This window comes from Streptomyces sp. B8-7 (genome assembly GCF_058833805.1).
In genome coordinates this window covers 288,916-309,925 of record NZ_JBYRRL010000005.1, presented here as the reverse complement: position 1 = coordinate 309,925, position 21,010 = coordinate 288,916, and the positions used below count along the sequence as shown (strand labels likewise).

Annotated in this window: 14 protein-coding genes and 1 pseudogene; 4 read left to right on the top strand and 11 right to left on the bottom strand. The window is 71.2% G+C overall.

Annotated elements, in window-relative coordinates; all coding sequences use genetic code 11:
- Positions 1–5 precede the first annotated feature (5 nt).
- From AC5K6T_RS25580 to AC5K6T_RS25555, 6 genes are all read right to left on the bottom strand, one after another.
- Positions 6–1,067, bottom strand: a complete 1,062-nt coding sequence (locus tag AC5K6T_RS25580; RefSeq protein WP_493212605.1) for an ABC transporter ATP-binding protein — start codon at positions 1,065–1,067, stop codon at positions 6–8.
- Between the two features lie 15 nt (positions 1,068–1,082).
- Positions 1,083–2,060 (bottom strand): ABC transporter permease, encoded by a 978-nt coding sequence (locus tag AC5K6T_RS25575; protein WP_493212603.1) that lies wholly within the window; start codon positions 2,058–2,060, stop codon positions 1,083–1,085.
- A gap of 96 nt (positions 2,061–2,156) precedes the next feature.
- Positions 2,157–3,953, bottom strand: coding sequence for an ABC transporter substrate-binding protein (locus AC5K6T_RS25570; protein WP_493212601.1), 1,797 nt, complete (start codon positions 3,951–3,953; stop codon positions 2,157–2,159).
- A 101-nt stretch (positions 3,954–4,054) separates the two neighbouring features.
- The gene (locus tag AC5K6T_RS25565; RefSeq protein WP_493212600.1) at positions 4,055–5,101 is read right to left on the bottom strand and encodes an ABC transporter permease; all 1,047 of its coding nucleotides are present in this window, start codon (positions 5,099–5,101) and stop codon (positions 4,055–4,057) included.
- 641 nt (positions 5,102–5,742) lie between these two features.
- A complete protein-coding gene (gene typA / locus AC5K6T_RS25560) occupies positions 5,743–7,659 on the bottom strand; it encodes a translational GTPase TypA (protein WP_493212598.1) in 1,917 nt (638 codons plus the stop codon).
- Positions 7,660–7,795: 136 nt separating this feature from the next.
- Positions 7,796–10,342 carry an ABC transporter family substrate-binding protein gene (locus AC5K6T_RS25555; protein ID WP_493212596.1) on the bottom strand — a complete coding sequence of 849 codons (2,547 nt, stop codon included), beginning with the start codon at positions 10,340–10,342 and terminating at the stop codon, positions 7,796–7,798.
- A 307-nt stretch (positions 10,343–10,649) separates the two neighbouring features.
- Here AC5K6T_RS25555 and AC5K6T_RS25550 point away from each other — a divergent pair, with 307 nt between their 5' ends.
- The 4 genes from AC5K6T_RS25550 to AC5K6T_RS25535 all read left to right on the top strand — a co-directional run bounded on the left by AC5K6T_RS25550 (position 10,650) and on the right by AC5K6T_RS25535 (position 14,631).
- On the top strand, positions 10,650–10,946 hold the full coding sequence (locus AC5K6T_RS25550; RefSeq protein WP_493212594.1) for an Rv0250c family protein: 297 nt from the start codon (positions 10,650–10,652) through the stop codon (positions 10,944–10,946).
- A 72-nt stretch (positions 10,947–11,018) separates the two neighbouring features.
- Positions 11,019–11,840 carry a succinate dehydrogenase subunit SdhC gene (sdhC, locus tag AC5K6T_RS25545; protein ID WP_493212592.1) on the top strand — a complete coding sequence of 274 codons (822 nt, stop codon included), beginning with the start codon at positions 11,019–11,021 and terminating at the stop codon, positions 11,838–11,840.
- Positions 11,840–13,858 carry a fumarate reductase/succinate dehydrogenase flavoprotein subunit gene (locus AC5K6T_RS25540; RefSeq protein ID WP_493212590.1) on the top strand — a complete coding sequence of 673 codons (2,019 nt, stop codon included), beginning with the start codon at positions 11,840–11,842 and terminating at the stop codon, positions 13,856–13,858. Before sdhC ends, AC5K6T_RS25540 begins: the two co-directional genes overlap by 1 nt.
- Positions 13,855–14,631, top strand: a complete 777-nt coding sequence (locus AC5K6T_RS25535) for a succinate dehydrogenase/fumarate reductase iron-sulfur subunit (protein ID WP_493212588.1) — start codon at positions 13,855–13,857, stop codon at positions 14,629–14,631. Before AC5K6T_RS25540 ends, AC5K6T_RS25535 begins: the two co-directional genes overlap by 4 nt.
- A gap of 283 nt (positions 14,632–14,914) precedes the next feature.
- On the opposite strand, the gene AC5K6T_RS25530 is transcribed toward AC5K6T_RS25535, so the two are convergent.
- The 5 genes and pseudogenes from AC5K6T_RS25530 to AC5K6T_RS25510 form a co-directional block, all read right to left on the bottom strand.
- Positions 14,915–17,524: a SpoIIE family protein phosphatase gene (locus AC5K6T_RS25530; protein WP_493212586.1), complete on the bottom strand. Its 2,610-nt coding sequence runs from the start codon at positions 17,522–17,524 to the stop codon at positions 14,915–14,917.
- Between the two features lie 523 nt (positions 17,525–18,047).
- On the bottom strand, positions 18,048–18,476 hold the full coding sequence (locus AC5K6T_RS25525; RefSeq protein WP_493212584.1) for an ATP-binding protein: 429 nt from the start codon (positions 18,474–18,476) through the stop codon (positions 18,048–18,050).
- A 735-nt stretch (positions 18,477–19,211) separates the two neighbouring features.
- Positions 19,212–19,940 (bottom strand): transposase, encoded by a 729-nt coding sequence (locus tag AC5K6T_RS25520; RefSeq protein ID WP_493213465.1) that lies wholly within the window; start codon positions 19,938–19,940, stop codon positions 19,212–19,214.
- A 311-nt stretch (positions 19,941–20,251) separates the two neighbouring features.
- Positions 20,252–20,473, bottom strand: a pseudogene (locus tag AC5K6T_RS25515) (transposase); the annotation flags it as partial.
- 74 nt (positions 20,474–20,547) lie between these two features.
- The gene (locus tag AC5K6T_RS25510) at positions 20,548–20,964 is read right to left on the bottom strand and encodes a (deoxy)nucleoside triphosphate pyrophosphohydrolase (RefSeq protein WP_493212582.1); all 417 of its coding nucleotides are present in this window, start codon (positions 20,962–20,964) and stop codon (positions 20,548–20,550) included.
- Between the last annotated feature and the right edge of the window lie 46 nt (positions 20,965–21,010).

Genomic DNA, 21,010 nt, shown 5'->3' with positions numbered 1-21,010 from the left:
TCTCCCTAGCGCAGCCGGGGCTGGATCTCGTCGATGAAGATGGCCTGCTTCTGCTCGGCCGTCAGGTGGCACGCGGCGGCCCGGCCGTCCGCGAGCGGCGGCCGCGTCCCGGTGCACAGGTTGCCGGCGACCCTGTCCGTGTACGCGCAGCGCGGGTTGAAGCGGCAGCCCGACGGCGGGTTGAGCAGGGACGGCGGGGTGCCCGGGATGGGCGTCAGCTCCTGGTGGATGTCGCCGTCCAGCCGCGGCATGGAGCTCAGCAGACCCCAGGTGTAGGGGTGGTCGGGCGTGCCGAGCACCTCCTTGACGGTGCCGCGCTCCACGGCCCGGCCCGCGTACATCACCAGCAGGTCGTCGGCCATGTCGGCGATGACGCCCAGGTCGTGGGTGATGAAGACGATCGCGGAGCCGAACTCCTGCTGCAGGTCCTTGAGCAGGTCGAGGATCTGCGCCTGCACGGTCACGTCGAGCGCGGTGGTCGGCTCGTCGGCGATGAGCAGTTCGGGGTCGCACATCAGGGCCATGGCGATCATGGCGCGCTGGCGCATACCGCCGGAGAACTGGTGCGGGTAGTCGTCGAAGCGCATCCTGGGCTGCGGGATGCCGACCTTCTCCAGCATCTGGACCGCCCGGTCCTTGGCGTCCTTCTTGGAGGCCCCGGTGTGCTTCATGAACGGCTCGGAGAGCTGCCGGCCCACGGTGTAGTACGGCGACATGGCCGTCAGCGGGTCCTGGAAGATCATCGCCATCTTGTTGCCGCGGAGCTGCTCCAGCTCCTTCTCGGTGGCGGTGACCAGTTCCTTCCCGTCGAGGACGATCTCGCCGTCGACGGTCGTGGTCCGCGGGTTGTGCAGACCCAGGATGGTCAGGTTGGTGACTGACTTGCCCGAGCCGGACTCCCCCACGATGCCCAGGGTCTTGCCGCGCTCGACGTCGAAGGAAAGGCCGTCGACCGCCTTGACGATGCCGTCCTCGGTGGAGAACTGCACCCGCAGGTCACGGACCGAGAGGAAGCTCTCGGGCCCGGTGGGGGCCGGCGTGCCCTCGGTCTTGGTCTGTGTGGTCACGGTGGTTCGTTCTTCCTAGGAGAGCCGGACGCGCGGATCGATCCAGGCGTACGCGATGTCGACGACGATGTTCAGGAGCAGGATGAAGAAGGCACCGACCAGCATGACACCCATGGTCAGCGGGAGGTCCTTGTGGACCGCTCCTTCCACGGCGAGACGGCCGATCCCGTGGAGGTCGAAGGTGAGCTCGGTGACGACACCGCCGCCGAGCAGGGCGCTGAGGTCCATGCCGAGTACGGTCACGATGGGGATCAGCGAGCCGCGCCAGGCGTACCGGAAGAAGACGTACTTGCGGCCCATGCCCTTGGCGCGAGCCGTGCGCACGTGCTCCTCGGCGAGCTGCTCGATCATCGAGGAGCGCGCCATACGGGTGTACTGCGCGGTGAAGATGGTGGCCATGACGGTCATGGGGATGACCAGTCCCACGAACCAGTTCCAGGGGTTCTCGAAGAACGGCACGTACTTGGGGTTGTCCATCCAGCCGGTGCTGTAGACGAAGATCAGCAGCACGATCGGGCCGAGGAAGTAGATCTGGAACGAGCTGAGCACCATGGACGCGCCGGTGGGCAGCTTGTCCCACACGGTTCCGCGGCGGTAGGCGGCGAGCATACCGGCACCGATGCCGACGATCAGGAAGACGACGAGCGCACCGACGGTGAGGGAGACGGTCGTCCAGAACCGGTCCAGGATCAGGTCCCACACGTTGGCGTTGTAGTAGAACGACCGCCCGAGGCAGGGAGCGGGGCAGTCACCCTGAGGGAAGTCGCGGCCGGCCACGATGCCGGACATGAAGTCCCAGAACTGCTGCGCCATCGGCTGGTCCAGGCCGAGGGCATGGCGGATGTCCTCGAGCTTCGACGGCGAGCAGTCCTTGCCACAGGCCAGGGAGGCGTAGTCGGACGGCGCGGCGACGAACAGGAAGAAGGTGACGGCGCCGATGAGGAACAGTGTGACGACGGCACCGACTGAGCGCCGGAGGATGAACTGAAGCATGGCGGGAGCTGCTCTCTGCGGAGACGGTGGACGGGTTCACGGAACCGCGGGGGTGCGCTCCGCCTGGTGCGCACCCCCGCGAACAGCCGTAGAGAGTTACGACTTCAGGTACAGCTGGGTGATGTCGATGTAGCTCGACTCAGTGCTGTAGCGGGCACCGCCGACGTTCGAGCCGTAGAGCTGGAACTGCTTCGTGTACCACAGCGGAGCGGCCGGGTTGACCTCCTCCATGATGTAGTGGTGCGCCTCTTCCCAGGTCTTGGCGGCCTCGGTGGGCTGCTGCGTCAGAGCCTTCTGGATCAGCTCCTTGACCTTCGGGTCCTTGATGTGCGAGTAGTTCGACTGGCCGTCGCCGACCAGGTCGGGGTCGTAGACCGGGGTGACGACCGTGGCCGGGGACGGCCAGTCCTGGCCCCAGCCGGTGATGTAGATGTCGTACGGGTTGGCGACCTTGCCGATCTGCTCGTAGTAGCTCGCGGAGTCGATCTCCTTGGCCACCACGTCGATGCCGACCTTGGTCAGCGCGTCCTCGATGGCGACCTTGCGCTTCTGGCCCGCGGAGGAGCTGGCGTAGGCGAAGACGAGCTTCTTCTCGGCGGCCGGGACGTCCGCCAGCAGCTCCTTGGCCTTCTCCATGTTGCCGGCCGGCGTCTTCAGACGGTTGAACGGGTCGTACGTGGCGTCGTAGCCCGGCAGGGTCGGGGCGAAGAGGCTGGTGGCCACGTCGCCGCCGTAGGCGCCGCCCTCACCGGCGATCAGCGACTTGGAGTTGACCGCGTAGGCGACCGCGTCGCGGACCTTCTTGTTCTTGACCCGGTCCAGGTTGAACGAGAGCTGCATGACGTAGGGCTGGTAGCCCTTGATCGTGCGCTTGTTGACGGCCGGGTCGCCGATGACGTCCTGGATCTGGGTGGCGTCGACGCTGCCGGTGAACTGGATGGCGTTCTTGGCGTCGCCCTGGTCGGAGATCAGACGCTTGGTCTGGCTCGCCTCGGTGATGCCGAACTGGAAGTCGAAGCCGTCCAGGTACTGGTGGCGGACCGAGTCGGTCTTCGGGTCCCAGTTCTCGTTCTTGACCAGCTTGAGCGTCTTGCCGGCCTTGTACTCGCCGATCTTGTAGGGGCCGAGGGCGACCGGGGCCGTGTCGTACTTCTCCTTCGTGTCGGTCTTCTCCGGCACGATGGAGTAGCCCGGCATCGCGAGCGTCATCGGAAGGTCCGGACGCGGCGTGTCGAAGTGGAAGACGACCGTCTTGTCGTCCGGGGTCTCCAGGACGCTGTCCGGCAGGTGCTTCTTGCCGAAGCCTCCGTCCGGCAGGGCCTTGCGGTAGTCGGGACCGCTCAGCCAGCTCTGCAGGAACGTGGGGCCGTCGAAGATGAACTCCGCGTACAGGCGCTCGACGGAGTGGCGGACGTCGGCCGAGGTGATCTCGTTGCCGTTCTGGTCCTTGACGCCGTCCTTGAGCGTGAACGTCCAGGTCTTGTTGTCGTCGGACGCCGTGCCGGAGTCGGTGGCGAGGTCACCGACGACGGCGACGTTGCCCTTGCCGTCCTCCTGGAAGTTCGTCAGACCGCGGAAGATGAGGTTGGAGAGCTGGCCGGCGTCGGAGACGTAGATCTGGCCCGGGTCCATGTGGGACAGACCCGACTCCTGGAAGACGGTGACCGTACCGCCGGACTTGGCTCCGGCGACGTCCTTGGCCGGACCCGTGGAGGCCGCCGCGTCCAGGTAGGCGACGCCCTGCGCCTGCTCCTTCGCCTTGTCCTGGTTCTCCGCCTTGTTGCCGGAGGTGTCGGTGCCCTTGTTCTCCGAGCACCCGGTGAGCGCGAGGGAGCCGGCCGCGATGGCCACGAGTATGGCGCGTGCTCTGCGCGACGACGTGAACGACTTCATAGCGGTGAATGCACCTACCTGTCGGTTGTGTTCCTTGAGCGCTGCCTGACGCGGCTGGTAGGCCGACGCGGGGGCGGCAGCCACCCCCACCGGTGGGCGGTCTATCGCCCGGACTTGGGGTCGAGGGCGTCCCGAACGGAGTCCCCGAGAAGGTTGAAGCAGAGGATGAAGATGACCAGGGCGACGCCCGGGAAGAAGATGAACGCCGGGTCCTGCTGGGTGTAGGAGGCGCCGGCGGCGAACAGCCGGCCCCAGTCCGGGGTGGGCTCGACGAAGCCGACACCCGCGAAGGAGAGGAACGCCACGGTCAGGATCGTGCTGGGCAGCTGGTACGTGAACTGCACCAGCACCGGCGTGACGATGTTCGGCAGGACCTCCTTGCGGATGATCCGCGCCGGGGAGGCACCGGAGACCTTGGCGGCCTCGATGAACTCGCGGCCGCGCAGCGCCAGCACGACGGACCGGACGAGTCGGGCCATGCCCATCCAGCCGAGGACCCACAGCACGATCAGGATCGCCAGGGCCCGGAAGTAGGTGGGCGTCTCCTCGCGGGGGTCCACGAAGAACGCGGTCACCACGGGCATGAAGGCGATGAAGAACAGCTGCGAGGGGAAGGCGAGGAAGAAGTCGGTGACCCGGCCCAGCCAGTAGTCGGTCCTGCCGCCGACGTAGCCGCCGACCAGGCCGACGAGGACGCCGGTGACCGTCAGCAGGACGGACACGCCGACCGCCATGAACAGCGAGGTCCGCATGCCGAACATCATCATCGCGAACAGGTCGCGGCCGTACTGCGGCTCGACGCCGAACCAGTGGTCGGCGGAGACCCCCCCGAAGTAGCCGAGCGGCAGACCGAAGTCGTCCAGGACGGGCTTGTCCGCGTACGTCGGGTCCTGCCCGTAGAGCGTGTACGGGTCGGAGCCGCTGATCATGGTGAGCAGCGGGGCGGCGAGCGCCATGACGAAGAAGAAAATCACTACGACGGCGCAGACGACGCCTGTACGGTCACGCTTGAAGCGCTGCCACATCAACTGCCCGGGGGAACGACCCTCAAGCTTCTTCTCGCCCGTGGCGACTTCGGAGGCCGCCTCGAGCTCAGGGTCCAAGGCGACCGCGGAGCTGGCGCCCTCGGCCTTCGTCGGACTGGTCATGTCTGTTCGTCCCCCGGGGGGTTGGAGAGTTGAGCGCAGCACAGATACCGGCAGGTTCTGTGGTTTGGGGGAACTTTCGCCAAGGGCATCAACGCGAGTCAAGGGCGGAAGACATAGGGATCTCCCTAAGCTGAAATTTTTGAGCAAAAATTGCGGAGATTGACACCTTGGCGCGCTTGACGACCGCGGCCGCATTCCGTCATTTCGGACATAAAGGGAGGGATTTTTGTTTACATGTCCGAAACTTGATCGGCGGATCACCGATATCCGAACAGGGCTCGACGCCGCCTCGACGATGGCCTGAACACGCCCCCCGCGGATCGCGCCCCGTGTCCGCCTCCGCGTCGCCCTCTCCGCTCCCTCCGGCGGGCCGCTGAGCAGCCCTGACGCGCCCCTGCGCGTCGCGCGCCGGCCTCCGCCGGCGGTGGGGCAGGGCACACGCCCCGGGCCCTCACGCCCCCGTACAGCGGGTCCGGCCCGTACGGCGGGGCACGGCGGGGCGGGCCCGTCCGGCGGCCGGGCGCGTCAGCGGGGTACGGCCGCCGCCCCCGGCGGGGCGGCCGCCGCGGGCGCACGCCGAGGACCCGGCTGCACCCCGAGGGGCGCACCGGGTCCTCGGCGTCGTGCCGTGCGGGGCCGGGTCAGCCGTGCTTGGCGCGGCTGGCGGCGCGGGCGCGCTCGCGGGCGTCCAGGTTGACCTTGCGGATGCGAACGGCCTCCGGGGTCACCTCGACGCACTCGTCGTCGCGGCAGAACTCCAGCGACTGCTCCAGCGACAGCTTGCGCGGCGGGACGATCGACTCGGCCACGTCGGCCGTGGACGACCGCATGTTGGTGAGCTTCTTCTCCTTGGTGATGTTGACGTCCATGTCGTCGGAGCGGGAGTTCTCTCCGACGATCATGCCCTCGTACACCTCGGTGCCCGGCTCCACGAACAGCACGCCGCGCTCCTGCAGGTTCGTCATCGCGAAGGCGGTGACGGCGCCGGAGCGGTCGGCGACGAGGGAGCCGTTGTTGCGCGTCTGGAGGGTGCCGAACCAGGGCTCGTGGCCCTCGTGGATGGAGTGTCCGATGCCCGTGCCGCGGGTCTGCGTCAGGAACTCCGTCCGGAATCCGATCAGACCGCGGGAGGGCACCACGAACTCCATGCGGACCCAGCCGGAACCGTGGTTGGACATGTTGTCCATGCGGCCCTTGCGGACGCCCATGAGCTGCGTGACGGCGCCCATGTGCTCCTCGGGCACGTCGACGGTCATGCGCTCGACCGGCTCGTAGACCTTGCCGTCGACGTCCTTGGTGACCACCTGGGGCTTGCCGATGGTCAGCTCGAAGCCCTCGCGGCGCATCTGCTCCACCAGGATGGCCAGCGCCAGCTCACCGCGGCCCTGCACCTCCCAGGCGTCCGGGCGGTCGGTGTCCAGCACCCGGAGGCTGACGTTGCCGATCAGCTCGCGGTCCAGGCGGTCCTTGACCTGGCGGGCGGTGACCTTGCGGTCCTTGACGGCCGCCTTGGCGTCCGCGCCCTTGCCGGTCCCGCCGCGGCCCACCAGCGGGGACGTGTTGGTGCCGATGACCATGGAGATCGCGGGCTCGTCGACCGTGATCAGCGGCAGCGCCAGCGGGTTCTCGGGGTCGGCCAGGGTCTCGCCGATCATGATGTCCGGGATGCCGGCGACCGCGCAGATGTCACCCGGGCCGGCCTTCTCGGCGGGCTTGCGGGTGAGCGCCTCGGTCATCATCAGCTCGGAGATGCGGACGTTGGTGACGGACCCGTCGCGCTTCATCCACGCGACCGTCTGGCCCTTCTTCAGCTCGCCCTGGTGCACGCGCAGCAGCGCGATACGGCCGAGGAAGTTGTCGGCGTCCAGGTTGGTGACGTGGGCCTGCAGCGGGGCGTCCTCGTCGAAGGTGGGGGCGGGGATGTGCTCCAGGATGGTGGAGAAGAACGGCTCCAGGCTGGTGGAGTCCGACGGGACGGTGCCGTCCTCCGGCTTGGTCAGCGAGGCGATGCCGTCCCGGCCGCAGGCGTAGACGATCGGGAACTCGATCTGCTCCTCGTCCGCGTCCAGGTCGAGGAAGAGGTCGTAGGTCTCGTTGACGACCTCGTCGATACGGGCGTCGGGCCGGTCCGTCTTGTTGATGCACAGGATGATCGGCAGCCGGGCCTGGAGGGCCTTGCGCAGCACGAAGCGGGTCTGCGGCAGCGGGCCCTCGGAGGCGTCGACGAGCAGCACGACACCGTCGACCATCGACAGACCGCGCTCGACCTCGCCGCCGAAGTCGGCGTGGCCGGGGGTGTCGATGATGTTGATCGTGATCGGGTCCCCGCCGTCCTTCGGGTGGTACCTGACCGCCGTGTTCTTGGCGAGGATCGTGATGCCCTTCTCACGCTCCAGGTCGTTCGAGTCCATCATGCGGTCGTCGACGGAGTCGAGCTGGTGCGCGGCGAAGGCGCCGGCCTGCTTCAGCATGCCGTCGACGATGGTGGTCTTGCCGTGGTCGACGTGGGCGACGATGGCGACATTGCGGATGTCGTGACGCGTGGCGGTCACAGCCATAGTGCGGCGTACTCCCGGAGTGTGAGGAAGGCCTGCGCGTACCTCGGTACGCGGGCCCTGCCGGGCTTGACATGCCACGGCCTCACCCCATGTTACGTGGCCCTGCGGGGCGGGGCCTCCGCAGGGCCGTGCGGCCTCAGTCCTCGGAGGTGCCGGCGGAGGTGCCCGGGGACGCGCTCGCGGCCGCACTCGGGGAGGTGCTCGGCGAGGAGCCGGAGGAGTCCGGGGAGGCGCCCCCGGCGGGCTTGACACCCTTCTTCAGGAAGCCCATGTCCTCGTAGACCGGCGTCCGGAACCCGAACGCGCCCGCGTTGGCGACGTTCTTGCGCACCGCGACGAGCTGCGGGCGCTGGTAGAGGGGGATGGAGCCCGCGGCCGCCCAGATCCGGGAGTCCGCCTTGCGGATCAGCCCGCGGCTCTCCTCCTCGTCCAGAGTCGCCACGGCCTGGTCGAAGAGCTGGTCCACCTGGTCGGTGCCGACCCGGGTGTAGTTCTGCTCCACGTTCAGCGAGCCGTCGGCGGCGGGGACGGGCTTGGCGTAGATGGGCCGGGCGTCGGTCGCGGGGAACGCCGAGGCGGGCCAGGAGTACAGCGCGAGGTCGTACTCGCCCGAGGCGATGTGGTCCTTGAAGTAGCTCTCGTCGGAGACCTTCGTCACGTCCGTGCGGATGCCCACCCGGTCCAGCATGCGCCGGATCCGCTCGGCGACCGTGCGCAGCGTCTGCGAGCCCGGCCCCGAGGGCACCACGAACCGCAGCGTCAGCGGCTTGCCGTCCTTCGCCAGCGGCCCGCTCTTCGCCCCGGCGGGCGCGGCCGTGCCCATCGGCGCGTAGGCCCCCGCGGGTGCCGCGCCGCTCCCGAGCCGGGAGCCCTCGTACTGCTTGTCCTTCAGCTGCCCGTCGGCGTAGTGCCGGGCCTGCTCCTCGTGGTCCTCGCGCTCGGCCTCCCGGTAGGCCTTGTTGTCCTCGCCGCCGACGATGTAGGTGCCGTCGTCATCGGAGTCGTCATCGGAGTCCTCGTCGGAGTCCTTCTTCTTCCCGGCCTTTTCGGAGTCCTCCGCGTCCTCCGCGTCCTCCGCGTCATCCGATTTCTCCGATTTCTTCGGTTTCTCGGAGTCGTCGGACTTCTCCGAGTTTTCGGACTTCTCCGCCCTGTCGGATTTCTCGGATTTCTCAGATTTCTCGGACTTCTCGGACTTCCTGGATTCCTCGCCCTCGGCGCCCGCGGCCTTCTCGCCGGTGCCGGACTTCTCCTCCTCCCCGTCCTGCTCGTCCTTCTGCCCGTCCTTCCCCTTGACCGCCCCGCCGCGCTCCCAGCCCGCGTCGGCGAGCAGGGCCCGGGCCTCCGCGGTGTCCTGCCCGCCGAGGGCGCCGCTGTTGTCGGCGTAGGCGGCCTGCCCGGACAGCGCCAGGTGGCTGCCCACCGGCACGGCCGGCAGACCGAGCGGCTTGAGCACGACCCGCGCCAGCTCCTCGCGGTCCAGGGCGCGGGCCACCGCACGGCGGACCCGTTCGTCGGCGAGGGGGCCGTCGGAGCCGTTGAGGGCGAGCTGGGTGTAGGCGGGCTCCAGGGACTTGCGGACCTCGAAGCCGCGCAGGGCCTGCTGCTGCTCCTGCCACTCGGCGATGGCCTTGCGCAGCTTCCTGCGGGCGACCACCTCGTCCTCGGCGGCCTCCTCGTCGGAGCCGTTGACGACCGCCCAGGAGCGCAGCGCCTTGGCCGCCGTGCGCCCGGCGCCCGGCCCGAGCGGGCCCGCCGCCCCCTTGGCGGCGCCCTCGATACGGGCGGCGGCGTCCGCGTCGATCTCGGCGAGGTCGACCTTCCCGGCGGCCAGCGCGGCCGCCCGCTCGGTGCGCGGCACCGCCGTCAGGACGAGCGAGTCCAGCTTGGGCGGCGCACCCCACCAGCGCGGGTTGCGGGTGAGGACGACCTCGTCCTCCTTGCGGTCGACCTTCTTCAGCGCGAAGGGCCCGGCGGTGACCTTCAGCTTGCGGCGCGCGCCGTCGTTGAAGGAGTCCGGGGTGCCCATGACCTCTTTGGGGTACAGCGGCGAGAACAGCGACTTCCAGTCCGCGTAGGTCCGCGCGAAGGTGACCCTGACCTCCAGGTCGTTGGCGCCGCGCTCGATCCGCTCGATGCGGTCGTAGCCGGCGTTGCGGGCCGTCCAGTAGGCACTGTCCTTGCCGGACAGGGCGCGCCACTGGGCGGCGAAGTCGGCGGCACCGATCTCGCGGCCGTCGCTCCACACCGCCTGCTGGTTCAGCTTGTAGAGCACGACCTGGCGGGGCTCGGTCTCCACGACCTTGGCGGACTCCAGGAAGTCGGGGTTGCGTGCGGGCCGGCCGTCGGCGTCGAGCCGGTACATCGACGGCAGCACGGCCTGGGCGATGCGGTTGGTGGCGCCGTCGGCGTCGGACTGGAAGGTGTTGAGGGTCTCCGGGACGGCGTCGACGGCCCAGCGCAGGGTGCCGCCGTCGCCGATCTGCGCGCGGGCGGCGCTGCCGATGTCCTGTCCGGCCAGGGGCCGGCCGGCCGCGTCGGGCGAGCTGCACCCGGCGAGCAGGGTCACCGCGAGGCCGCCCGCGGCGAGGAAGGCGACGGCGCGCGTGACCGCGCCGGCCCTGATCGCCCGGCGGACACCAGGCCGCCGCAGGGGCCGTGGTCCGACGCCGTCGTGGGACATCTTGAGTACCTCCGGAAGGCCGCGGGAGTTATGGTCATTTATGGCGGTATGTGGAACTGATCAGATGTATGGGGATGTCCGCAGCCACTGAAGAGGAAGGAGCCGGCGAACGGAGAGCGACACGGCGGCGACGGGCGCGAAGCCCACCCGTGCGGCGCAACGCCTCCGGGAGTGCACCGGTGCGCCTCGGCCAATCGGTGCACGTCCCTTCCCACCCGTGCGCGTGACGCGCCACACTCACAGGCGCACGCACATCGCCATCGCGGGCCGGCCCCGGCCGCACAGCCGATGGAAAAGAGGTCACACCATGTCCGTGCACGACGACCTGACGTCGGTCCAGCGCTGTCTGGACGACCTGAACCGTTCGGTGAGCCGTCTGGAGCAGCAGCTCGGCCGCGGCGGCCTGGACATACGCCGCGTCCGGGCCGACGCCGACCACCTGCGGGAGAGCGTGGCCCTGCTGCGGGACTCGGCCGCCCCTGCCGGGGCGGAGCCGCAGCGCCGTCCGGAGCTGCTCACCATCCCCGACACCCCGTACGACGGCAGTCTGTGGGTCGACATCGACGACGAGGGCCTCGGCGCCCGCGACCGGCACGCCCCCTGAGCCCGTCCGCCGCCCAGCCTGCTCCTGCTCCCGCTCCCCGCACCCATGTCGCCGAACCGAGGGAGTCACGACTTGGCCACCGACACGGAGCCCCATCCGCACGGCGGCGGCGTCCGCTCCGCGACGCGCGCCGCGATCGAGGCGGGACACCTGCGGACCGACCGGTGGTGGCTGGCGCCCGCCGCCACCGCCGCCGGGCTGCTCGCCTTCATCGTCTACTCGACCTGGCGCGCCTTCGCCGACACCCACTACTACGCGGCGCCGTACGTCTCCCCGTTCTACTCCCCGTGCCTCGCGGAGAGCTGCGTGCCGATGCGGGGCGGCCCCAACTGGGCTCTGTTCGGCAGCTGGTGGGGCCTGTCGCCGGCGATCATCATCCTGGTCTTCCCGCTCGGCTTCCGGCTGACCTGCTACTACTACCGCAAGGCCTACTACCGGGGCTTCTGGGCGTCCCCGCCGGCCTGCGCGGTCGCCGAACCGCACACCGGGTACAGCGGTGAGACCCGCTTCCCGCTGATCCTGCAGAACCTGCACCGCTACTTCTTCTACGCGGCGCTGCCCGTCGCCGGGATCCTCACGTACGACACCGTGCTCGCCTTCCGCGACGAGACGTACGCCTGGGGCCACATGGGGCTCGGGACGCTCGTCCTGCTGGTCAACATCGGGCTGATCTGGGCGTACACGCTGTCCTGCCACTCCTGCCGGCACATCGTCGGCGGGAAGCTGCGGCACTTCTCCCGGCACCCCGTCCGCTACCGCATGTGGCGGTGGGTGGGCCAGCTCAACGGCCACCACATGCTGCTGGCCTGGGCCTCCCTGGTGAGTGTGGCGCTCGCCGACTTCTACGTGTATCTCGTCGCGTCCGGCGTATTCGACGATCCGAGGTTCTTCTGATGCCCGAAGTGGACCGCCAGGAGTGGGACGTCGTCGTGGTCGGGGCGGGCGGTGCCGGCCTGCGCGCCGCGATCGAGGCCCGCGAGCGGGGCGCCCGTACGGCCGTGATCTGCAAGTCGCTCTTCGGCAAGGCGCACACGGTGATGGCCGAGGGGGGTATCGCGGCGGCCATGGCCAACGCCAACGAGCACGACAGCTGGCAGGTCCACTTCCGCGACACCCTGCGGGGCGGGAAGTTCCTGAACCAGTGGCGGATGGCCGAGCTGCACGCCCGGGAGGCGCCGGAGCGGGTGTGGGAGCTGGAGACGTGGGGCGCCCTGTTCGACCGTACGAAGGACGGGCGGATCTCCCAGCGCAACTTCGGCGGCCACGAGTACCCGCGCCTGGCGCACGTCGGCGACCGCACCGGCCTGGAGCTGATCCGTACCCTCCAGCAGCGGACCGTCGCCCTCCAGCAGGAGGACCACCGGGAGACCGGAGACCACGAGTCCCGGCTGAAGGTGTTCCAGGAGTGCACGGTGACCCGGGTCCTCAAGGACGCGCAGGGCCGGGTGAGCGGCGTCTTCGCCTACGAGCGCGAGTCGGGCCGCTTCTTCGTGCTGGAGGCGCCCGCCGTGGTGATCGCCACCGGCGGCATCGGCAAGTCCTTCAAGGTCACGTCGAACTCCTGGGAGTACACCGGCGACGGCCACGCCCTCGCCCTGCTCGCCGGGGCGCCCCTGCTGAACATGGAGTTCGTGCAGTTCCACCCCACCGGCATGGTCTGGCCGCCGTCCGTGAAGGGCATCCTGGTCACCGAGTCGGTGCGCGGCGACGGCGGGGTGCTGCGCAACTCCGACGGCCGGCGCTTCATGTTCGACTACGTGCCCGAGGTGTTCAAGGACAAGTACGCCGAGAGCGAGGAGGAGGCCGACCGCTGGTACGACGACCCGGACCGCCACCGGCGGCCGCCCGAGCTGCTGCCCCGCGACGAGGTGGCCCGCGCGATCAACGCCGAGGTGAAGGAGGGCCGGGGCTCCCCGCACGGCGGGGTCTTCCTGGACGTGTCCACCCGGATGCCCGCCGAGGTGATCCGGCGGCGGCTGCCGTCGATGTACCACCAGTTCAAGGAGCTGGCGGACGTCGACATCACCGCCGAGGCGATGGAGGTCGGCCCTACCTGCCACTACGTCATGGGGGGTGTCGCGGTCGACTCCGAGTCGGCCGCCGCACGCGGGGTGCCCGGCCTGTTCGCGGCCGGTGAGGTGGCCGGCGGCATGCACGGCTCCAACCGGCTGGGCGGCAACTCCCTGTCCGACCTGCTGGTGTTCGGGCGCCGGGCGGGCCTGCACGCCGCCGCGTACACGGCGGACCTGGCCGGTGCGCGGCCCGCGGTGGACGCCGCGCAGGTGGACGCGGCCGCGGCGGAGGCGCTGCGGCCCTTCTCGGCCGAGGACGCGGCGTCGGCCGGGCCGCCGGAGAACCCCTACACCCTGCACCAGGAACTCCAGCAGACGATGAACGACCTCGTGGGCATCATCCGCCGCGAGCCGGAGATGCGGCAGGCCCTCGAACGGCTGGCCGAGCTGCGCGACCGCGCCCGGCGGGCCGGGGTGGAGGGGCACCGCCAGTTCAACCCGGGCTGGCACCTCGCCCTGGACCTGCGGAACATGCTGCTGGTCAGCGAGTGTGTGGCGCGGGCCGCGCTGGAGCGCACCGAGTCGCGCGGCGGGCACACCCGTGAGGACCGTCCTGCGATGGAACGGTCCTGGCGCCGGGTGAACCTGCTGTGCCGGCTCGCCGGGCCGGAGCCCGGAGCCCGGCCCGGTCCGGCGCCGGAACCCGGACCGCGGCACGCGTCCGCGGCCGAGGCCGGACCCCGGCGCGGACCGGCGCCGGAACCGTCCGCCGTCGGCCCGGCCTCCGGCCGGATCGACCTCGTGCGGGAGACCGCCGAACCCATCCGCCCGGACCTGCTCGCCCTGTTCGACAAGGAGGAGCTGGTCAAGTACCTCGCCGAGGAGGAGCTGTACGAGTGAGCGGCTACCAGGCCCGGTTCAAGGTGTGGCGGGGCGACCAGGACGGCGGAGGGCTCGCCGACTTCAGCGTGGAGGTCAACGAGGGCGAGGTGGTGCTGGACATCGTGCACCGCATCCAGGCCACCCAGGCCCCCGACCTCGCGGTGCGCTGGAACTGCAAGGCGGGCAAGTGCGGCTCGTGCTCGGCCGAGGTCAACGGCCGGCCGCGGCTGATGTGCATGACCCGCATGTCGGTGTTCGACCCCGCGGAGACCGTCACGGTGACACCGCTGCGGGCGTTCCCCGTCGTCCGCGACCTCGTCACCGACGTAGGGTTCAACTACACCAAGGCCCGCGAGATCCCGGCGTTCGTGCCGCCGGCCGGGCTGGCTCCCGGCGAGTACCGCATGATGCAGCAGGACGTGGACCGCTCGCAGGAGTTCCGCAAGTGCATCGAGTGCTTCCTGTGCCAGGACACCTGCCACGTCGTCCGGGACCACGAGGAGAACAAGCCCGTCTTCGCCGGTCCGCGCTTCCTGATGCGGGTCGCCGAACTGGACATGCACCCGTTGGACGCGGCCGCCGAGAGCGGCCTGGACCGCCGGGCCACCGCCCAGGACCGGCACGGCCTCGGCTACTGCAACATCACCAAGTGCTGCACCGAGGTCTGCCCCGAGGGCATCCGCATCACCGACAACGCGCTGATCCCGCTCAAGGAGCGCGCGGTGGACCGCAAGTACGACCCGCTGGTGTGGCTCGGCTCGAAGATCGGACGCCGCTCGCGGCAGCCCTGAGGCCGCGGGCCGGCTCCCGCGTGCGGGCGGCGGGCGGGCACGTCCCGTGCCGCCGGCCCGCCCCGGTGGCGGGGACCGGCACCGGCCCCGGCGCTCCGCCGGTGGAGCGCCGGGCGCGGGCGGGCGCGGGGCGGGGCCGCCGCGGGTCGCGGTAGGCCGCCGCGGGTCGCGGTAGGCCGCCGCGGGTCGCGGTAGGCCGCCGTGGGAGCAGCCGGGCCGGACGGTCCCGGGCGGGGCTGGCTTCCGCGGCGGGCGGGCTTCCGCGGCGGGCGGCGGCCGGTGCTCAGAACAGGCTCAGCAGGGCCTCCGCCGGGTCCACCGGGCTGTTCTCGCCGTCGGGCAGCGGGAGTTCGAACCAGACCGTCTTGCCGCGCGGGGTCCGCCGGGAGCCCCAGGCCTCGCTGAGCAGACCGACGAGCTGGAGGCCGCGGCCGCCTTCGTCGGTGTCCCGGGCCCGGCGGCGGCGCGGCTGGACGAGGCCGGAGTCCCAGACCTCGCAGACCAGCGTGCGGTCGAGCAGCAGCCGGAGCCGTATCTCCCCCTCGCCGTAGCGCAGGGCGTTGGTGACCAGCTCGCTGACCAGCAGCTCGGTGGTGTCGACCAGGCCCTCCAGGTCCCACGCCTGCAGCTGGGCGCGGGCGTGCTCGCGGGCCCGGCCCACGCTGCGCGGCTCACGCGGCAGCGTCCAGTCGCCGACGGAGTCCGCGGGCAGGCCTTGCACCCGGGCCATGAGCAGGGCGATGTCGTCCTCGCCGTGGTGGCTGTCGAGGGTGTGGAGGACCTGGTCGCAGACGTCCTCCAGGGGCAGCGCCGGGTCGGTCAGCGCGCCGACGAAGGCCTGCAGGCCCTCGTCCAGCGGATGGTCGCGGGACTCGACCAGGCCGTCGGTGTACAGCGCGAGCAGCGCGCCCTCGGGCAGTTCGACCTCGACCTCCTCGAAGGGCTCGCCTCCGACACCGAGGGGCATGCCCGGCGGCACGTCGAGCATCAGCGCCGCCTCGCCGGGCTCCACCAGCACCGGGGGCAGGTGGCCTGCGTTGGCGAAGGTGCAGCGCCGGGTCACCGAGTCGTACACGGCGTACACGCAGGTCGCCAGGTACACCTCGGAGGGCTCCGCCTCACGGGGACGCCGCGCGGTGCGGGTGGCCTGCTGCACGCCGCCCGGCGCGCCGAGGCCGCGGGCGATCTCGTCCAGCTGGGACAGCACCTCGGCCGGCTCCAGGTCGAGCTGGGCCAGGGTGCGGACCGCGGTGCGCAGTTCGCCCATGGCGACGGCGGCGCGCAGGCCGCGCCCCATGACGTCCCCGACCACCAGCGCGGTGCGGTGGCCGGGGAGTTCGATGACGTCGAACCAGTCGCCGCCGACCTCGCTGGGCCGTCCGGTGAAGGCGTTGCCGGGCAGATAGCGGCAGGCGATGTCCAGACCGGAGGCGACGGGGTCTCCGGGCGGCAGCAGCGACCGCTGCAGTATCAGGGCCCGTTCGTGCTCGCGCCGGTACAGCCGGGCGTTGTCGATGCAGACCGCGGCGCGGGCCGCGAGTTCCACGGCCAGGTCGCGGTCCCGGTCCCCGAACGGCTCGCTGCCCTTGGTGCGGGAGAACTGCACGAGCCCGACGACGGTGTCGTGGGCGACCATCGGGACGGCCAGCGTGGACTGCACCAGGGCGCCCTCCGGCGCGGGCACGGTGCGCGGCCGTGCGGTGCGCAGGGCGTCCGCGCAGGGCGAGTTGAACGCGTAGTGGTGGACGGCTCCGACCGCGACCGGGGAGTCGGCCAGCGCGAAGGGCACGTCGGAGACGGCGCTGGCGAAGGCCACGCGGCGCAGCTCGGCGCTGCCGTCGGCGAGGCCGGGCGGGGTCTCGTCACCGGCCAGCAGCCCCTGGTAGAGATCGACGGTCGCCAGGTCGCAGAAGCCGGGGACGACGACGTCGAGGAGTTCGCGCGCCGTGGTCTCCAGGTCGAGCGAGTTGCCTATGCGCGCCCCGGCCTCGTTGAGCAGGGCCAGGTTGCGCCGGGCGGCGGCCGCCTCGCGGGCGGCGGCCCGGCGGGCGGTGATGTCGATGCCGAGCCAGGCGATGCCGATGGGGCGGCCGCTGCCGCTGTGCACGCGGTAGAGGTTGACGGACCAGTGCCTGCGGTCCTCGGAGCCGGGGGCGAAACCGGTGACGTGCATGTCGGTGACGGAGTCGCCGGTCTCCAGGACCCGTCGCAGGGTGGCGGAGACCCGCTCGGCCTCCGCGCGCGGGAGGTAGTCGTGCACTCCCTTCCCGCGGTGGTCGTCGGGCAGGCCTCCGAAGAGGGAGGCGAAGCGATGGTTGACGCGGCGGACCTTCAACTCGGGGTCGATCAGCAGGAACCCGAACGGGGACTGGCCGAAAATCGCCTGGGACGCCGCGAGATCGGTCTCGATGGTGCGCAACACCTGTACGTCCACGACGATGCAGACGGCCGCCTTGGCGCCGTCCTCGGCATGGGTGGGCATCACGTAGACCTCGGCGAGCGCGTCCCCGCCCGGGGTGCCGTCCGGTGCGTCCGGTGTCCGGAACGGGATCACCCCGGTCCACTCCCGGCCGTCGAGGATCTCCGCCATCTTGCGCTGGCCGCGCTCGCGCCGGTCGGGGTCGACGAAGGTCTCTATCGGGTCCATGCCGACGGCGTCCTCGGCCCGGATGCCGAAGATCTGCTCGGCGCGCAGGCTCCACTGGTCGACGAGCCCGTCGGGGCCGATGGAGAAGGAGGCGACCTTGATGTAGTCGTACATCGAGCCGGGCGGGCTGCTCTGCCACATCGGGTCGAAGGCCGGTCCGCCGGCCACCGGGGCGCCCCCGGGCCCGGTCGTCACGCCGTCCGACGGGTCCTCGGACTCCGCGCCCTTCGCTGGTATCCCGCTCACGCGAACCGTCCCCTCCAGCTCACCGCGTCCGGCACCGGTCACCGGCGGCGGCTGCCCGCAGTATCCAGTACAACGGGGCCGCACGACACGGTGTTCACGATCACAGCTCGGCCCGACGGTTTTTCGGACCTCGCTGCGAGAACACTTCCAGACTTCTAACCGGCGCACACGCCCTCGAACCACACCGGATGTGACGTCTCGGCGGCTGGAAGGGGCTGCTGGACGGCGGTGCTCCCGCTGTACACCCGTGCCACCCCCGCGAGCTGGCGCCGCGGCGGGCCGGCGAGGGCCGGTCCGGCCCGCCGCGGCGGGTGGCCGGGGCCGTCCCCGCGGCCGACCGGGCGGCCGGTGGCGGGTCGGGGTCCCGCGGAGAGCCGGGGCCGGGCGGGGAGTTGGGGTGTGGGGGGGAGCCGGGGCACGTGGGGAGCCGGGGCATGTGGGGAGCCGGGGGCGGCGGGTGGCTCGACCTGCTCCCGGCGATGACCGGCCGGGGCGGCGGTCGGGCGGGCCCCGGGGCACCGGTTCAGTCGGGCACGGCCAGTTCGAACCACACCGTCTTGCCGCTCTCGCCCGGGCGGGTGCCCCAGCGGCGGGAGGTGGACGCCACCAGTTGCAGGCCGCGCCCTCCCTCGTCCTCGGGCCGGGCGACGCGTCTGCGGGGCGGGTCCGGCAGGGGGTCGGAGACCTCCGCCAGGAGCGTCTCCGGAGGACCCGCGAGGCGCACGAGGCGCACCACGATGGGGCCGGTGGCGTGACGCAGCGCGTTGGTCACCAGTTCGCTGACCAGGAGGGCGGTGACGTCACCCACGCTGTCGAGCTGCCAGGCGTCCAGCTGGCCGCGCACACAGGAGCGTGCGGTGCGCACGGCGCCGGGGTGCGCCGGGAAGGTCCACTCGGCGCGGTCGCCTCCGGTATCGATCACGCCGATCACTTCCCAGGCCGGCCAGCCCACCCATGTCCGATTTCATGGGGTTAATGGCCCCATACCCTTTATCGGGGGCCCGTACCGTCCGGGGAGGCGCACAGTGGCACGAACGGCGCAGGCGGAGACGCCCCGGCCGCGCCTTCGCGCCTTGCGCGCTCCGGAGTGCGACCGTCACGGGCACCAGGGCGTGTTTCGGAAGTCCCGCCCGGCCCGCGGCGTCCGGTACGGCACGCCCGGCCCGCGGCGTCCGGTACGGCACCTCGTCGCGTTGTCGGGGGCGTCCGCGGACGCCCGGTACGCGGACGGCCCTCCGCCTTGCGATGCTGCCCACTGCCTCACGGGCGTGGGAGGTGCCCCCGGCACCGGACGCCGCGGGCCCCGGCCTCCGGGCGGACGACGCCACGGCCGGAACACGCCCTAGAAGGCTGCTGAAAATCTTGTTGGGGGCTGTCCGGCCTGAGGCCGGATGGCCCCTTTCCCTATGCGGTGGCGGGGGTCGGGCCGTGTCCGGGTCGACTGTACTCCTCCCTCCCTTCCGAGGTGGTGGCGCCCCGCGGCGGAGCTGCGGCGGCGGCGGTGATGTCGAGCCGCTGTTGTTGGCGATCCACCGCCGCGTGGGACTCTGCGCGGAGTTCCTTGCAGGGCGAGCAGGGCGATGGGCGGCGCCGGGGGGCCGCCATCGGCAGTATAGGTCCTGCCAGGCGGGGTCGGTGGCGGCCTGGTGGCGGCGGCCAGCAGTTCGAGCGTGCTGGGGGTGGACGTTCACGGTGCGTCCGGTCTTGGAGGTGGTGCAGCGTCCGCAGGGGGCAGTCGGCGCAGAGGCGTTTGAACTGGGCGGTGCGGGCGCCGTCTGCTTTGACCTGCCCGAGGTTGGCGGTGTGTCCGGCCGGGCGGGTGCGCGGTGCCGGCGGCCAGGTCGAGGCGGAAGTCGTCGATGGTGAAGCCGCCGGACGCCATCAGGATCGGCGGCGGTTTGATCACCAGGGTGTGGCCCTGGCCTTGAAGGCGCTCGCGCAGTTCGCCGGTGCCGTAGGCGGAATCGCCGAGCACGGTTAACTCCGTGCCCTCTTCTTCGTCGGCCAGCAGGTCGGCGGCGATGGCGGCCTCGTGGTTGCCGGGCCCGTAGCCGCCGGTCAGGGCGACGGCGGTGAACAGTGCGGTCTCCGGCTCGAAGGAGACATGTTCCTTGAAGCCGTCCTGGTGGCGGGTGCGGTTCTGGCTGTGCCGGGCGTCGGGGTCGACGGTGGACGCCCATCCAGGTCGGGTGCTGTGCGCTTGGCGATGCGCCAGCGGCCGTCGCGGCCGTCGGAGTCCTTGGCGGGTTCCACGTCCTGTCCGGCGACCAGGGCCAGCAGGTTCTGCTCGGGCAGGTGTCCGAGCAGGTTGAGGGCGTCGGTGGCGACCAGCGCGTCGACCAGCGCGGCGCGGGCCGTCTCGTCGTCCCAGGCGATCCTCGGTTTGCCCGGGTTGGTGTAGTCGTGGGCCATGCACCACAGGCCGGCCGTCTCCTGGCCGCCGGGAACCTCTCGGATCACCCGCCGGATCGCGGAAATGATCTGGGTGACGGTGTCCTGGGTGGCCACCGCGTCATCGAGGACGGTGGTCTGCAGCGCCCGCCGCTGCTTGCCCTGACGCCCGGTCGCGGCCACGACCTCCTTGACCTTGGTGAAGATCCGCGTCGGATCGGCCGAGTTGCGCAGGCGGCGCCGGAAGTACGTCAACAACGACGGATCGAACGCGGCGTGTCGTGCAGGCCGAGCCCGGCAAGTCCCACCGCAGGTCGCGCCCATACCCTGAACGACCTCGAAGTCCGACAGCCCGTGCAGGCTCTGCAGCACCACGGTCGCGGCCAGGACCTGTGGCGGCAGACTCGGACGGCCGTTGGACGAGGGATACATGTCCGCGAACATCTCCGCCGGGAACAGCACCTCGCGGTGCTCGGCCAGGAACGCGAACACACTCCCCGCCGGGATCAGCTCCCGGCACGTCTCCGCATCCGGCCCGACCGGCTCCCCAGCCCCCATTCCCCCTGCATGCCTACAAGACTGGCCCCGACTCCACGGAGCCGGGGCCAGCACACCAGATTTTCAGCAGCCTTCTAGCCGGAGCCCTCCTGCCGCGTGAGCGCGGCCGCGACGGCCCGGACCGCCGGCACGTCCTGGTCCAGCCAGTCCACGTCCCACAGCTCGCCCGGAGCGAGCCAGCGCAGTTCGTCGTGGTCCTCCAGGGGCTCGGGCTCCGAGGAGTCCGGCAGCAGTCGGGCGGTCCAGACCCGCAGGACGTACGGGTGCCGCAGCGGCCACTCCCCCGGCACCCGCGCCAGCGTCTCGGCGCCGACCCCGAGTTCCTCGCGCAACTCCCGTACCAGCGCCGCCTCGGGCATCTCGCCGGGCTCGACCTTCCCGCCCGGCAGCTCCCAGCGCCCGGCCAGCTCGGGGGGCGCGCTGCGGCGCGCGGCCAGCAGCCTCCCGTCCTTCACGAGCGCGGCGCCGACCACCACGGTGTGTTCCCTCATGCGCCGGAGCCTACGGGAGGGCGCACCGGGCCTCCGCGGCCGGAGC